This is a genomic window from Staphylococcus sp. NRL 16/872, from assembly GCF_022815905.2.
Classification (GTDB): domain Bacteria; phylum Bacillota; class Bacilli; order Staphylococcales; family Staphylococcaceae; genus Staphylococcus.
The window spans coordinates 918,199-933,063 of record NZ_CP119327.1 but is presented as its reverse complement, the minus strand read 5'-3'; the positions used below and the strand labels follow the sequence as shown (position 1 = coordinate 933,063).

Here is a 14,865-nt window from a genome sequence, read left to right as displayed (position 1 = left end):
TCTGGGTGGATCACCCAGACTCTTTTTCATTAGCTTAAATATCTCGTTTTGCAGCGTAAATTACATTAGCAATGAAGAAAACCACAATTGAGGCAATTGAGATGAACCATTGCCAATTTGAAAATTTAATATTGCCAGAGTTAGATTTCTCAGTTAAATAACTGAATGGAATATATTTAAGTGATTTCTGTATGTTATCGCCCCATTCTGGAATAAACCCAATAAATGGTTGAACGAAAGGTACAATAAATACTAAGAAGATACCTAAAGTAAAGATAACAGCTGGTTTTTGTACGATTAGAGTTATTAAGAATAGTAATAAACCAAAGAATAGTAAGAAGATAAGATAAAACCAAATATTATTTAAAAATTTATCTCCGTCTAAATTCTTACCATCTGTAAATGCTTGGATAATCAACATCGTTACATAAGTAATCAAAGTAAATATGAATGAAATAATCACTATAGAAATTGTTTTCGCAACGACATAACCGATTCTATTTTTAACTTTATTCATGTATAGTTGGATTGTTCCTTGTGAATAATCGCGAGTAATAGTTTTAATTACTACTAATAAACCAAAGAATAAGAACATCCAGTTTGCCATTGGTAAAATAGTTGAGTAATCTACTTTGTCATTGTGTTGAGCCATCAATATTGTCATTAATCCTAGCATTGCCCAAATAAGTAATAAAGCAATATATGTTAAATAGCTTTTACAAAAACTAATGATATCATGTTTCACTAACTGTAAACTTCTCATTTATTTGTCACCTCTCTGGTTAATATTAAAGTACGTATCTCGAAGCGAACTTTTACGTGTTTCAATGAATTTAGGATAAATATTCTTCTCTGCAAGTGCTTTAATTAATGATTGATAATCTTGTTGCACTTTAATATTTATTTCGCCACTCTCTTTATGAGATTGTAAAACATTGAAATGCGCTTTTAAGTACTCGAGTGCTGTTTTGAAGTCGTCATGACTTACTTTAACCGATGTATAATCTTGTGCGCTACCATCTTTCATATTAACGTCTTGTACAAAATGTCCATCTCTTAAGAAGACCGCTCTATCACAAATTAATTCAATATCTTCTAATTTATGACTTGAAATTAAAATCTTCATACCTAAATCATTCACTAATGATTGAATGGTTTCTAACACATCAATTGAACCATCAGGGTCCATACCATTTGTAGGTTCATCAAGGATTAAATATTTTGGTTTATTCATTAGTGATACTGCAATGGCTAACTTTTGTTTCATACCCATTGAATATTTTTTAACTTTTTTCTTGATGTAAGGTCTCATGCCGAATGCATCGATAATCTTATCAGAATAAGCTTTATCAAACCCTTTTCCTAATACTTGAGCGAATAACTTCAAGTTATTTAACCCACTTTTATTATCATAAAGTTTAGGATGTTCGATCAAATAGCCCACATTCTCGTTGTCTTTAAGACCTACTTTCCCTTTAAAGTTAATAATATTACCGTTCATTACCTTCATTAAAGTTGTTTTACCAACACCATTTTTACCTATTAAACCAACAATTTGGCTATTTCCAAAATCAAAGTTAATATTGTCTAAAACGTTGTTAGAACCATACGTTTTAGTGATGTTCTCTAGCTTCATAAAAGCCCTCCTTTTTAATTCGTTGATTAATATGTCTAAATTGAATAATGTAATTAAGTATCATACATAAAACACTTAATAGTAGTAAGCCATAATTAATATATTTCGCATATAGCTGCGTATTTAATGCATTATTTAAAAACATTGTATTTGTCGCTGTAAACACTAAAGCAATCGTAAAAGGTATAACTAACATCATTGAAATAATGTAAACAGCGTATGATATATGTTCACTTTTTCGTACAGTATTTTTCTGAAATGCAATAGGAATACTGAAGAAATTAACATATACAAATGAAATGGCTGTTGAATAACGTAAATCATTGATTTCAATATTCGTAGCTTGAAAATTATATAATCCTATAATCAGTGCTCCAAATAAAGTTAAAACAATACATGTGATATAGTTTGCATTTAACATATCTTTTTTTGAAACAGGTAAGCTTTCATAAAAGATATGGGATGATTTTCCTCCTAATCTTCTATGAATCCTAAATAAATGTCCTGAATCCAAAATACTGAGTAGCATTAATGCTATAGCGACAGGTATATAGATGATATAACTCCATGTTGTATGCGCTATAATCATGGCATAAATAGGATTAATTACAAGCAGTAAAATATATAAAGCAAGCGTCCAACTACGTAATTTGAAATTTCTAATTAATAGCTGTTTCATTGTATCAACTCACTTTGATGTTTTTCTTGATGTAAATGCATGCGATCAGATTTTTCCAAGTAAATCATCAATTCTTCTATAGAAGGCTGTTTAATATCTACGTTGTTGCCAAACAATTCTTTAAATACATTTGCTTGTTGGGTAAACCCTAGATAACCGGTAGCCCTTTCTTCTTTATATAGAAATAATTGATTTAATTCCTCATCTAAATCTTTTGTATCGCCTCTTACAATGAAATATTGCCCTTGCAATTCGTTACGATAGCCTTGAATTTTTACTTCACCATCTTTTAAATAAACAAGATAATCAGCAATCTTTTCTAAATCTGAAATGATGTGCGTTGAGATAAACACGGTTTTGTTTTCATCAATTAATTCTTGCTGTAAAATTTCAAGCACTTCATTTCGAACGATGGGATCTAAACCAGCTGTTGGCTCATCGAATATGAATAACTCAGCGTGATGACTTAGTGCAATTGCAAGTGAGAGCTTCATCTTCATCCCAGTTGAAAAGTTTTTAATCTTATCTTTAAATGGTAAATTAAATCTTTCTAAATAATGGTGAAATGCTGCTTTATCCCAATTGGAATAAAATGGAGAAATAAAACTTTCTAATTTTTTCACTGACCATTGTTGGTTAAAATAAATTTCAGAATAAACGAAACCTATTTTATTTTTAATCCATTGTGGTTCGTGAACCATCCTCTTATTGAGAACTTTAATCTCACCACTATGTGCTTCTAATAAATCCATAATCAATCGAATGACCGTTGTTTTTCCTGCGCCGTTACCGCCAATGAACCCAGTAACAAAGCCTTGAGGAACATCGAATGAAATATCTTTAAGCGCAAACGACTTATTACTATAATTTACATTTCTAAGTTCGATTGCATTCATTCTTCTTCCTCCTCATAAATTAAAGTTAATATTTCCTTTAACTCTTTTAGAGGCATGCCAATGGTCTTGGCTTCTTTAATCATTGAACGGGCTAGATTCTCAATCACAAAGAATTGTTTCTCCTTTAAAATTGAACTATCTTGTTCTTTCACAAATGTTCCTTTACCTCTAATCGTTGTGACAAAGCCTTCTTTTTCTAAATCTTCATAAGCACGTTTGGTAGTAATTAAACTCACTTGTAAATCTTTAGCTAATTCTCGCATGGAAGGTAAATGACTACCCGCTTCAACATAACCTTTTAAAATATTTTCTTTAATTTGTTGCTTAATTTGTTCATAAATGGGTTGTTCACTGGTGTTCTTTAAAATTATCTTCATCGCTGTCCCCCTTTAACAACTGTATATAAATAATATATACAGTATATACAAATTTGTAAAGTGTTTTTATTGAATTTCTTGAAAATTAAGGATTTCTTAAGGTTTAATTGTATATATTGTATAGATACAATTGGGCTATTAAAAAAGAAGTAAGATAAATAACTTCAATAATTGAAGAGTTACCATCATCTTACTTCTAAGCATAATTCATTTTTTATTTTTACGTCTGTCATTACTTCGATTTATAAACGCACATATCATAAACATAATAGCCGCTAGTAATAATTTAATACCTTGACTTTCATGTCCTGTAGCTTGTAAATAATAGCCAACAACAAATAAGACGATGGCTAAACCAACAAATATTTTGGTTAAGTGTTTCATCATTTTGTGTCACCCCATTATTTTAATTATAACAAATCAGGTGTTTTGTATGTAATCTCGTAGAAATATTGTAAATTGAAATTTATTTATCATATGTTAAAATTAAATTGTATCCACGTATTACATTACACAACCCCTAACTTGTAGTGGCAAGTTAGGGGTTTTTGTGTAAGGTCATCTATTTATTCTTCCACTTTGATTCCAACCAAACTCGAAAAATAACTAGTATGCCTCCTGTAATTAGAGCCATCATACCTTCTAATAACCACGACATTACACTACACCTCCACAATGAAAAGTGTCATATCTTATGATGACCTGTCCTCATTTTAACATAAAAAGCGAACAAATGTTCCCTTTTGAAGAAATAACTAAAAATTCCATTCTCCATATCATAACCAGACTTTATCTTTACTTAAAATCAAGTTAATATAAGAGTGAATGATAATATTAAAGCGAGGTTATAATTATGAATCCTTTAGCACAAAATTTAAATGATCAACTCGTAGATGAACGTCCTGAAATTTTAAGCATGCTATCAAATTTAGGCCAAGCAATGTACTATCCTAAAGGTATTCTGTCTCAATCAGCAGAAGCGAAATCGACGAAATATAATGCAACAATTGGTATGGCTACAAATAATGATGGCAAAATGTATGCACCAGCTTTATATGACGTGTATAACCATTTATCTCCAGATGAAGTCTTTCCATATGCACCGCCACAAGGTATCGAAAGCTTAAGAGATTTATGGCAACAAAAGATGTTAAAAGAAAATCCTGATTTAACTGCACAAGCCATTAGTCGTCCTATCGTAACTAATGCATTAACTCACGGTTTATCATTAGTAGCTGATTTATTTGTAGATAGTGGTGACACTTTATTATTACCTACACATAACTGGGGTAACTATAAATTAATTTTCGATACGAAACACGGTGCTAATATTGAAACTTATTCAATCTTTGATCAAGATGGTCACTATACAACAAACTCATTAGTTTCAACATTAGAAAATTGTAATCAAGAAAAAGTGTTATTAATTTTAAACTATCCGAACAACCCTACTGGTTATACACCTACTAAAGAAGAAGTAAAAACAATAGTTTCAGCTATTGAACAATTAGCTAATAAAGGCACAAAAGTGATTGCTGTTGTAGATGATGCTTACTACGGCTTATTCTATGAAGATGTTTATACGCAATCTATTTTCACAGCAATTACGCAATTAAATTCTAAAAATATTTTACCTGTTCGCTTAGATGGCGCTACTAAAGAATTCTTTGCTTGGGGCTTACGTGTAGGCTTTATTACATTCGGCTTAAATAATGACACTGCCAAAGATGTCCTTGAAGCTAAAGTGAAAGGTTTGATTAGAAGTAATATTTCAAGTGGTCCAATGCCTTCACAAAGTGCGATTCAATATGTACTTGAACATCACGAACAATTCGATAAAGAAATTCAAGCAAATATCGATACATTACAATCACGTTATGAAGTGACTAAAAAAGTCGTTTATGATGATAAATATAAAGATCACTGGACAGCTTATGACTTCAACTCAGGTTATTTCATGGCAGTTAAAGTGAATGGCGTAAACCCAGAAGAATTGCGTAAACATTTAATCGATAAATATTCAATCGGTATTATTGCCTTAAATGATACAGATATTCGTATTGCATTTAGTTGTGTTGAAAAAGAAGATATTCCACATGTCTTCGATTCAATTGCACAAGCAATCGATGATTTAAAATAATATGTAAAGAGGAACTAAGTTAGTTTAGTTCCTCTTTTTTACTGTCCTACTCAATCAAATATAAATAGGAGTGATAGTATGGTTTTCATTTTCTCACTTTTACTCGTCATATCGTTTGTATCTGCCATTTATCATCTATACCTATATGCGTTTACTAGTCCGGGCCATGAAACTAAAAATTTATATTGGTTTATTGGTTCACTTGTTGTGTTTATTTTAATGGGTGTTTGGCTAGCAGAATTGCTTTAAAATGATTACTTATAGCGAAAATAGAAAGACGCTTTTCTAAAGACAAACCTCTAGAAAAGCGTCTTTTTAATATAATTGGAAAAAATATTAAATGATAAATTATGTCACATCTAGTATTAATTACTATATCAATAAGGTACAAATAACATTCTTAAAATATTCGTTATTTTAGTTTTTCCTTATAATCATCAATTATTCCGCATATGAATCTCTATAACTATATTTGCAATATTAATTTATTCATATTTTTTTACTTTCCCAGTAAAATATAAAGATTTTCTCAAGCTCTCTTAGACTATAATTTCATGTAACACTAAAGAATAAACTTAATTCATATTTTTATATTATATCTTCTTTTTAATTTCGTCATTAAACTCTTTTATATCATTATCGATTTGATTATCATTTAAAAATCTTTGAAACTTACTTTTCTCAAAATTATTATTATATTGATAAGAGCATAGATACACGTTTTCTATAGTTTTACGGTTGTCTTTCAAAATCTGTTCAATATACGGCTTATCTACTTCTGATAGAGAAAATCCCCAAAAGTATATTTTTGCAATATTTTCATACCTAACTTTACCTCTTTTTATATAGTCATTTACAGGTTTTGCAAATACTTCTGCATTATTAAAAATTGAATTAATATTCTTAAAAAAACCTGATTTTTTTTTATATTTTTTCTTATGTCCAAAAATATAATCTCTTCCAATTTTATCTTCAATATGAATGTGATTAACTTTTTTTATATTATAAAGTTTTTCTAATGTATATGTATAGTTAAAGTTTAAATATTCGCTATTTTCATCATCCACTAAAAATTCGTTATAATATGATCCAGAAATTTCAATAGATTCAATCCAACTATAAAATAAATCTTTTAATTTAGTATTTAACGTATTGAAGTCGTTTACGTTTTCTTCTATACTCTCTTTACTTCCATTTTTATTTCTTTCAAATTCATCAGAAAATGTAATATATTCAAGAATGTCCTCAAAGTATGACCAATTATTTGAATTATTTTCAGAATTAAAATAGTTATATTTTTCTTCAGCTTTATTTATTGTTTCATAAATATTTTTTCTTTTTTTAAAACAAAATCTTTAAAATAATTATATGAAGTTTTAAGATTATGAGCTCCATAATCAAAACCATTACCAATTATAAATAAATTCATCAATTTCTCCTTTAAAATTTAAAAATTAAAAATATATAAACATATTCATCATTATTATATCAATTTAAAATTTTTGTTGTATACTTCTTAACTTGTTAGTTATTATTATAATAGAAATAAATTTTTTTATGAGGAGCAAAAAAATGAAAGAATTCGTTCAAAAAATTGAGGATTTACAAAAAAGAGTTAGTACTTTAAAAGATAATATCAATACAGAAGAAGCTACTAAAAATGCTTTAATTTTACCTTTTTTCCAATTACTTGGATACGATGTTTTTAATCCCCTCGAATTTACTCCTGAATTTATAGCAGATGTAGGTATTAAAAAGGGAGAAAAAGTGGACTATGCTATTATAACTGATAATTCACCTTCAATTCTAATAGAGTGTAAATCAGTTAATGAAAAATTACATAACCATGATTCTCAGCTATTTAGATATTTTGGAACGAGTACTTCTAAATTCGGGATATTAACAAATGGCATTGAGTACAGATTTTATACAGATTTAGAAGAACCAAATAAAATGGATAGCAAACCATTTCTAACTGTAAATATTGAAAATTTAAAAGAAAATAGTATAAAAGAGCTATACAAATTTAAAAAGGAAAACTTTGATATTGATAATATTTCAAGTTCAGCATATGAACTAAAGTATATGAATCTAATTAAACAATTCTTAGTCGAACAACTAGAGAATCCAAAAGAAGATTTTGTAAAATATCTTTTAACAGAGGTTTATGAAGGAGTTAAAACAAAATCAGTAATTGATCGTTTTACACCTACTGTAAAAAATACTTTAAATATTTTTATAAATGAAAAAGTTACTGATCGTTTAAATGCTGCTTTAAATTCTAGTTCTGTTCCTGAGGTTAAAATCGAAGAACCTTCAGAAGAAATTACTAATGAAACAACTAATACTAAAGAAGATATTATAACTACTCCTGAAGAATTAGAATCTTATTCAATGGTCAAAGTACTACTAGCTGATATTATTGAACCAGATAGAATATTTTATAGAGATAATAGAAGTTATTTCAACATTTTATTAGATGATAGCATTAGAAAATGGATAATGAGAATCTATATTACTAATACTAAATCAGAGTTTGTACTTAATGACGAAAATAAAACAGTAGTAAAATTTGAAAAACCTTTAGACATATTAAAACATAAAGAAGTAATTACTAATGTGGTCAAAAATTATATTTAATTAGTTACTAACCTTACTATTTTAGTAAGGTTTTTTATTATAAATATATTTATCATTATTTAACTTTATAAACGCCAATATCTCTTATCTACATTAATTTTTGCCAACGTTAAATTAAAAAGTAATATTAAACTGATTCTTTTTGCTACATATAGTCGATTCCATATTTTTTTATATTATACTATCTAATATTAATTGTAAAATATTTATTCATCAATTCTATTTAATGTTATCAATAAGTATGGTATTGAGATATTATTTAATTAATTTTTCTAAATCTTTATTATTCAATTCATCGTTATCCTCATTATTATCAATAAATACTGGTATTGATATATCCAGCATTTAGAGCAATTTTAATAATAAATACTATTTTTACAAATATGAATACAAGTTATTTTGATACAAATAAATTATTTTCATTTTTTCATATTCATTGCACATTCGTTATTGAGTATAAAATAATAATTGAAAATTTAACGAACACTTATGATATAAAGATTTAAATACTTCGATAATCATCTTCCCTAAATAACCAACTCATACAAAAAAGACGCTTCCCATAAGTTTAATAAACTCATGGAAAACGTCAGTAAAGAATTATTTTAAAATTTCTATGCCCAATTTATGACCATTAAACGTTTATATCATTGATATATCAGTGTTTAATGGTTATTTTACATCATTCCTGGCATGCCGCCCATACCTGCATCATTTTTCTCAGGTTCTGGGATTGTCGCAACAACCGCTTCAGTAGTTAAGAACATCGCAGCCACACTTGCAGCATGTTGTAATGCTGAGCGAGTTACTTTAGTAGGGTCTACTATACCTTCTTCAAGCATATTTACCCATTCGTTCGTAGCAGCATTGAATCCAACACCAGCATCCGCATTTTTAAGTCTTTCCACAATAACTGAACCTTCAAGTCCAGCATTTTCAGCAATTTGACGTACTGGTGCTGATAAAGCTTTAAGCACAATGTTTACACCTGTAGCAACATCACCTTCAGCCTCAATCTCATCTACTTTATTATAGATGTTTACTAAAGCAGTACCACCACCTGCTACGATGCCTTCTTCTACAGCAGCACGTGTAGAGTTTAATGCGTCTTCAATACGTAATTTACGTTCTTTTAATTCAGTTTCAGACGCCGCACCTACTTTAATGACAGCTACACCACCAGCTAATTTAGCTAAGCGTTCTTGTAATTTCTCTCTGTCAAAGTCTGAATCTGTTTCTTCAATTTGAGCTTTAATTTGGCTTAAACGTGCGTCGATGCTGTTATCATCGCCGTCACCATCAACAACAGTAGTGTTGTCTTTAGTCACTTCAACTTTATTTGCACTACCTAACATATCGATAGAAGCATCTTTTAATTCTAAGCCTAAGTCGTCAGTAATAACTGTCGCACCAGTTAAAATTGCTAAGTCTTCTAACATTGCTTTTCGACGATCACCAAATCCAGGTGCTTTAACTGCAACTGCAGTAAATGTACCACGCATACGGTTTAATACAATATTAGTTAATGCATCGCCTTCTACTTCATCCGCAACGATTAAGATTGGACGGCTAGATTGAACTACTTGTTCTAGTAAAGGTAAAATGTCTTGGAATGATGAGATTTTTTTATCAGTAACTAAGATATATGGTCTTTCTAATTCAGCAATCATTTTATCGGAATCAGTTACCATATATGGAGATTGGTAACCTCTATCAAATTGCATACCTTCTACTACTTCTAATTCAGTGTCTAAACCATTTGATTCTTCAATAGTGATAACACCGTCGTTACCTACTTTATCCATAGCTTCAGAAATATATTTACCGATTTCTTCATCAGCAGCAGAAATTGCACCTACTTGCGCGATTTCATTTTTATTTTCAACTTTTTGAGAAATATCATGTAACGCTTCAACAGCAACTCTCACTGCTTTATCGATACCTTCACGTAAACCTACAGGGTTAGCACCACTTGTCACGTTTTTAAGTCCTTCTTGAATCATTGCTTGTGCTAATACAGTCGCTGTAGTAGTACCGTCACCAGCAATTTCATTTGTTTTATTCGCTACTTCTTGTACTAATTTAGCACCCATGTTTTCATAAGGGTCTTCTAGTTCAATTTCTTTAGCGATTGTAACACCATCGTTTGTAATTAAAGGTGCTACATATTCTTTATCCAATACAACGTTACGACCTTTAGGACCAATAGTCACTTTAACTGCATTTGCTAATTTATCTACACCACGTAACATTGCTTGACGTGCGTCTTCTGAGAATTTAAGATCTTTAGCCATTATTTGACCTCCGTAAAATTTTAATTTTTATCGTTAATATTAATTATTTTTATTTTTCAATGATTGCTAGTAAATCTTCTTCATTTAAAATTAAGTATGTTTCGTCTCCACGTTTAACTTCTGTGCCAGTATATTCTTGGAATACAACTGTGTCGCCTTCTTTAACCTCTGGAGCAACCTTTTCACCATTGTCAAGGATACGTCCTGAGCCAACAGCGATTACTACGCCTTCATTTGACTTTTCTTTTGCGCTATCTGTTAACACAATTCCACTTTTAGTTGTTTGTTCTTGCTCTTTTCTTTCGATAATCACACGACTTCCTAATGGTTTAAGCATGATTGTTCCTCCCTTAATAGGTCTCTTTTTAGCACTTAAATAAGTTGAGTGCTAATCTAAGTTTTATAATAATCAAAGTTGGTCAATTTTTCAAGCGATATGATTTTCTATTTTTTGTACATCCATTATATTTAAGATAAAATAGAAATACTGATATATCGATGGAGGTTTAACATGGCAAGAATTTGGGTGGCATTTTTAACACTACTGATTTATGCATTGGCACAGTTTTTACCACTTTTCTTGGAAAAGACACCAATGTTTAGTCATCTATCTGGAATGGCTTTAGCAAGAGTAGGCGTATATACGCAAGTCATTCTATTTATCATAGCAGCCGTGCTAATTATATGGTTAAATTCAATTATTAAAAATCCTAATGTCATTGAACGGGATGATAAGGAACTTAAACGCTATATTATCCCCTGGGCATTGCTAGGATTTTGTATCGTGATGGTTTATCAAGTTATTGCTGGTCTTATTAATATGTGGATTTTTGGACAACCACAACAAAGCCCTAACACAGAAAGAATAATGGCAATTGCTAAACAACTTCCTGTGTTAATCGTACTCATATCTATTGTGGGGCCTGTCCTAGAAGAATATGTATTCCGAAAAGTTATATTTGGAGAACTTTACAATAAAATTAAGGGTAATCGTATCGTCGCTTTCCTTATAGCATCTATTGTAAGTTCCTTAATATTTGCACTTGCACATAATGATATTAAATTTTTATTGATTTACATTGGTATGGGCATGATATTTTCTTTAGCTTATGTCTTAACAAAGCGTATTGCTGTACCAATCATTATTCATATGATGCAAAATGGTTTTGTCGTGATAATGCAATTTTTCTTCAGTAATGCAGTAAAAGATATACAACATCAAACAAATTTTATCCTACATTCTTTATTTTAAAGTAATAATAAACGCATCTAATTCTCAAATTTTTATTTAATGCAAAAAAGAGTAATTAGATGCGTTTATTTGTACTATTTAATTTTTTAAGAATTTAAATAAATAGCGACCTGTAATACCTAAAAATATGACTATAATACTACTGATTAAAACGATGTTTAACTTTTCAAAATCATATTTCCCCTCTGATTCACTTTTCTCATCATCATTCGATTCAATAATCTTTTTATGACTGTGAATATCCGCTTCATCTTCTTTTTCATCTGAATGTTTATCGCTTGGCTTCTTCAAGTCAGGCATTGATCCTATTTCACCTGTAATTAGCCCTAAAACTTGTTCATCTAAATTTTTGTAATAACCTTTTGAATTGAGTGGGTTAAAATACTCAAATCTAAAATAATTTGATTTTCTTTGTAAATCATTTAAATATTCGTTATTAAACGATTTCTTACGGAAAAGTCTATAAAAGTCTTGATTAGTTACAGTATCTTCATTTTCACCTAAACGATTAACTTGATTAATAATAAATGGATTATATTTATATGATCCCGTCGCGAGTGTATTAAATCTGTGAAGCAATGATGTCCACTTATTATTTCCACTAACATTGTTATCATCGCGATTTGCATACTGATTATCAAATTGATGTGCGTTATAGTGACGGTCATTTATTGTAGATTGGCCATAATGCCATTGATGATTAGTATTCGACGCATAGCGATTTTTTGCTAGAGAAGTACGACTGTTATTCTTATTTGGATATATTTGTTGAATCATCGCATTTGAGACATTACGATGATTTTGTTCTCCCTCGCGTTTATGACCGTCTTGATAGTAATATCCGTTATCTCTATTAGATGATTGATTATGTTGTGATTGGGCCCCATTATTCTTTGATGATTGATGAGGCATATTTTGTTTAGGATATCCTGAATGGGTCGGATGATTATTCCAATTCGAATCATGTTTCCTACCATTATCATATTGTCCTTGAGGTTGATCATTCGTTTGTTGAGATGAATTTGATTGACCTTTATTATTATCACTCGAAGGGTTCGATTGATGATGACCCGGTTCTTGTGAATTATCGTCTTGATCAGATGGGTTTTCTTTTTGATTATCCGTATTCGAGTCGTCCGTTTTATCAGGGTCTGATGAAGAATGAGATGAATCATCGTCTTGATCAGATGGGTTTTCTTTTTGATTATCTGTATTCGAATCATCCGTTTTATCAGGGTCTGATGAAGAATGGGATGAATCATCGTCTTGATCAGATGGGTTTTCTTTTTGATTATCTGTATTCGAATCATCCGTTTTATCAGGGTCTGATGAAGAATGGGATGAATCATCGTCTTGATCAGATGGGTTTTCTTTTTGATTATCTGTATTCGAATCATCCGTTTTATCAGGGTCTGATGAAGAATGAGATGAATCATCACTATCATCTTTATCATCATTGCTAGTATTATTATCAGAATTACCATTATCATTTTCATCCTCGTGAGGATTCCCACTATCACTATTTCCATCGATATCTGATGTATCATCTTGAGAACCATCACTTTGATTGTCTTGATGATTCTCACCACTTACATCATTGTCATCATTAGAATTCGAGGTATCATCCTCATTTGATTGGGTTGCATCATTCTCTCCGTCATGCTCTTCTGTCGAGGGCTGCGAATGATTATTCGACGTTACTTCTTTACCGTTCTCTGCTTCTATATCACCAGCTGGTTCATTATTTGGGTCTTCTTCACTCACATTAGTTTGTTCAGCTTCATTTTGGTTTTCATTTGACGATTGCGGACTATCTGAGGGCGTTTCTTCAGATTCTTCTGTGGTCTCAGTAGTTGGTACTTTCTCATTTTCTTTATTAATTAGTTGATCACTATTCTTTTCTTCACTCGATTCATTTTCTTGAAAAGGCTGTTCCGAATAACTTCCGCCATTATTATTAATATTATTTTTATTTTTTAACGCTTCATTTGCTTGTTGAGCGTTTTCATCCCCATGAATATTCTTAGGCATCACCCTATCATTTGATATTTCTTCTGCATGTGCATGATGAGTAATTAATGGCGCACTTAAGGTCAGAAGTATAGTGGCATGGGCTAATTTCTTTTTCATCAACCTTCACCTCCTTCTTTCATTGAACACTTCTAGTATAAGAAATATAATTGTGTTATGCATGTAAATAAGAATATTGACAAAGAATATTAATACTTTTGAAATTTTTTGTTATATTTATTTTACTTATTGAGGTATAATATTTATACTTAGTTTATATCATTTAAAACAAAGGAGACTTAGATATGGGATTATTTAATAAAGAAAAAACTAAACCATTTTTAAAAGAAATCGAAAACAGACGTACAATTTATAAAACTGAAACATCAATTTCTATTAGTGATAAAGAATTAGAAGAGTTAATTGAACACATTGTTAAATACACGCCTTCAGCATTTAACTCTCAATCTACCCGTATTGTTTTATTATTAAACGATAATCATAGAAGATTCTGGGATAACACAAAAATCGTATTGAAAGATACTATGGGTCCTGATCGTGACTTTGAACCTACAAACCAAAGAATTGAAGGCTTTAAGCATTCTTACGGAACAATTCTTTATTTCGAAGACGAAGATGTAATTAAAGCATTACAAGAAAAAATGCCAAGTTACGCTGATAACTTTGCGAATTGGTCAGTTCAAACTAACGCCATGCATCAATTTGCGATTTGGACTGCCTTAAGTTCAAAAGGTATCGGCGCATCATTACAACACTATAATCCATTAGTTGACCAAATTACTACACAAGAATTTGATATCCCAGCTTCATGGAAATTAGTCGCTCAAATGCCATTTGGTGATATTCGTGAAGAAGCAGGTGAAAAAGAAATTCAACCAACTGATCAACGTTTTATCGTAAAAAAATAATTCACCCTTCTG

General features: G+C 30.3%; 17 protein-coding genes. 5 read left to right on the top strand and 12 right to left on the bottom strand.

The window, feature by feature from the left end; translation table 11 throughout:
* Positions 1–34 precede the first annotated feature (34 nt).
* The 7 genes from pmtD to MT340_RS04465 all read right to left on the bottom strand — a co-directional run bounded on the left by pmtD (position 35) and on the right by MT340_RS04465 (position 4,246).
* Positions 35–763 carry a phenol-soluble modulin export ABC transporter permease subunit PmtD gene (gene pmtD, locus MT340_RS04495; RefSeq protein ID WP_243588951.1) on the bottom strand — a complete coding sequence of 243 codons (729 nt, stop codon included), beginning with the start codon at positions 761–763 and terminating at the stop codon, positions 35–37.
* Positions 764–1,636 carry a phenol-soluble modulin export ABC transporter ATP-binding protein PmtC gene (gene pmtC, locus MT340_RS04490; protein ID WP_243588950.1) on the bottom strand — a complete coding sequence of 291 codons (873 nt, stop codon included), beginning with the start codon at positions 1,634–1,636 and terminating at the stop codon, positions 764–766.
* Positions 1,614–2,315 (bottom strand): phenol-soluble modulin export ABC transporter permease subunit PmtB, encoded by a 702-nt coding sequence (pmtB, locus tag MT340_RS04485; RefSeq protein ID WP_243588949.1) that lies wholly within the window; start codon positions 2,313–2,315, stop codon positions 1,614–1,616. Before pmtB ends, pmtC begins: the two co-directional genes overlap by 23 nt.
* The gene (gene pmtA, locus MT340_RS04480; protein ID WP_243588948.1) at positions 2,312–3,211 is read right to left on the bottom strand and encodes a phenol-soluble modulin export ABC transporter ATP-binding protein PmtA; all 900 of its coding nucleotides are present in this window, start codon (positions 3,209–3,211) and stop codon (positions 2,312–2,314) included. Before pmtA ends, pmtB begins: the two co-directional genes overlap by 4 nt.
* The gene (gene pmtR, locus MT340_RS04475; protein WP_103328231.1) at positions 3,208–3,588 is read right to left on the bottom strand and encodes a PSM export ABC transporter transcriptional regulator PmtR; all 381 of its coding nucleotides are present in this window, start codon (positions 3,586–3,588) and stop codon (positions 3,208–3,210) included. Before pmtR ends, pmtA begins: the two co-directional genes overlap by 4 nt.
* A 207-nt stretch (positions 3,589–3,795) precedes the next feature.
* Complete coding sequence (locus MT340_RS04470; RefSeq protein WP_243590235.1) at positions 3,796–3,972, bottom strand: SE1626 family protein; 177 nt, start codon at positions 3,970–3,972, stop codon at positions 3,796–3,798.
* A 178-nt stretch (positions 3,973–4,150) separates the two neighbouring features.
* Positions 4,151–4,246, bottom strand: coding sequence for a Trp-rich small protein (locus MT340_RS04465; protein WP_243588947.1), 96 nt, complete (start codon positions 4,244–4,246; stop codon positions 4,151–4,153).
* Positions 4,247–4,441: 195 nt separating this feature from the next.
* Between MT340_RS04465 and MT340_RS04460 the strand changes: the two genes are divergently transcribed.
* Together MT340_RS04460 and MT340_RS04455 are read left to right on the top strand one after the other, a co-directional pair.
* On the top strand, positions 4,442–5,728 hold the full coding sequence (locus MT340_RS04460) for an aminotransferase class I/II-fold pyridoxal phosphate-dependent enzyme (protein WP_243588946.1): 1,287 nt from the start codon (positions 4,442–4,444) through the stop codon (positions 5,726–5,728).
* A gap of 78 nt (positions 5,729–5,806) precedes the next feature.
* Positions 5,807–5,977: a hypothetical protein gene (locus MT340_RS04455; RefSeq protein WP_243588945.1), complete on the top strand. Its 171-nt coding sequence runs from the start codon at positions 5,807–5,809 to the stop codon at positions 5,975–5,977.
* Positions 5,978–6,321: 344 nt separating this feature from the next.
* Here the strand turns inward: MT340_RS04455 and MT340_RS04450 are convergent, their stop codons facing one another.
* Positions 6,322–7,044, bottom strand: coding sequence for an AbiH family protein (locus tag MT340_RS04450; RefSeq protein ID WP_284120974.1), 723 nt, complete (start codon positions 7,042–7,044; stop codon positions 6,322–6,324).
* Entirely contained in the window at positions 7,041–7,157 is a 117-nt protein-coding gene (locus MT340_RS12870) for an AbiH family protein (protein WP_272108687.1), read from the bottom strand. Before MT340_RS12870 ends, MT340_RS04450 begins: the two co-directional genes overlap by 4 nt.
* A gap of 143 nt (positions 7,158–7,300) precedes the next feature.
* On the opposite strand from MT340_RS12870, the gene MT340_RS04445 reads away from it, so the two are divergent.
* Complete coding sequence (locus MT340_RS04445; RefSeq protein WP_243588944.1) at positions 7,301–8,368, top strand: type I restriction endonuclease; 1,068 nt, start codon at positions 7,301–7,303, stop codon at positions 8,366–8,368.
* A gap of 677 nt (positions 8,369–9,045) precedes the next feature.
* Here the strand turns inward: MT340_RS04445 and groL are convergent.
* Together groL and groES are read right to left on the bottom strand one after the other, a co-directional pair.
* Entirely contained in the window at positions 9,046–10,662 is a 1,617-nt protein-coding gene (groL, locus tag MT340_RS04440; protein WP_243603607.1) for a chaperonin GroEL, read from the bottom strand.
* Between the two features lie 49 nt (positions 10,663–10,711).
* Positions 10,712–10,999, bottom strand: a complete 288-nt coding sequence (gene groES / locus MT340_RS04435; protein ID WP_243588942.1) for a co-chaperone GroES — start codon at positions 10,997–10,999, stop codon at positions 10,712–10,714.
* A 174-nt stretch (positions 11,000–11,173) separates the two neighbouring features.
* On the opposite strand from groES, the gene mroQ reads away from it, so the two are divergent.
* Positions 11,174–11,914, top strand: a complete 741-nt coding sequence (mroQ, locus tag MT340_RS04430) for an intramembrane glutamic endopeptidase MroQ (RefSeq protein ID WP_243588941.1) — start codon at positions 11,174–11,176, stop codon at positions 11,912–11,914.
* 78 nt (positions 11,915–11,992) lie between these two features.
* Here the strand turns inward: mroQ and MT340_RS04425 are convergent, their stop codons facing one another.
* The gene (locus MT340_RS04425) at positions 11,993–14,044 is read right to left on the bottom strand and encodes an SdrH family protein (RefSeq protein WP_243588940.1); all 2,052 of its coding nucleotides are present in this window, start codon (positions 14,042–14,044) and stop codon (positions 11,993–11,995) included.
* 185 nt (positions 14,045–14,229) lie between these two features.
* On the opposite strand from MT340_RS04425, the gene MT340_RS04420 reads away from it, so the two are divergent.
* Positions 14,230–14,853 carry a nitroreductase family protein gene (locus tag MT340_RS04420; protein WP_243588939.1) on the top strand — a complete coding sequence of 208 codons (624 nt, stop codon included), beginning with the start codon at positions 14,230–14,232 and terminating at the stop codon, positions 14,851–14,853.
* Positions 14,854–14,865: the final 12 nt, after the last annotated feature.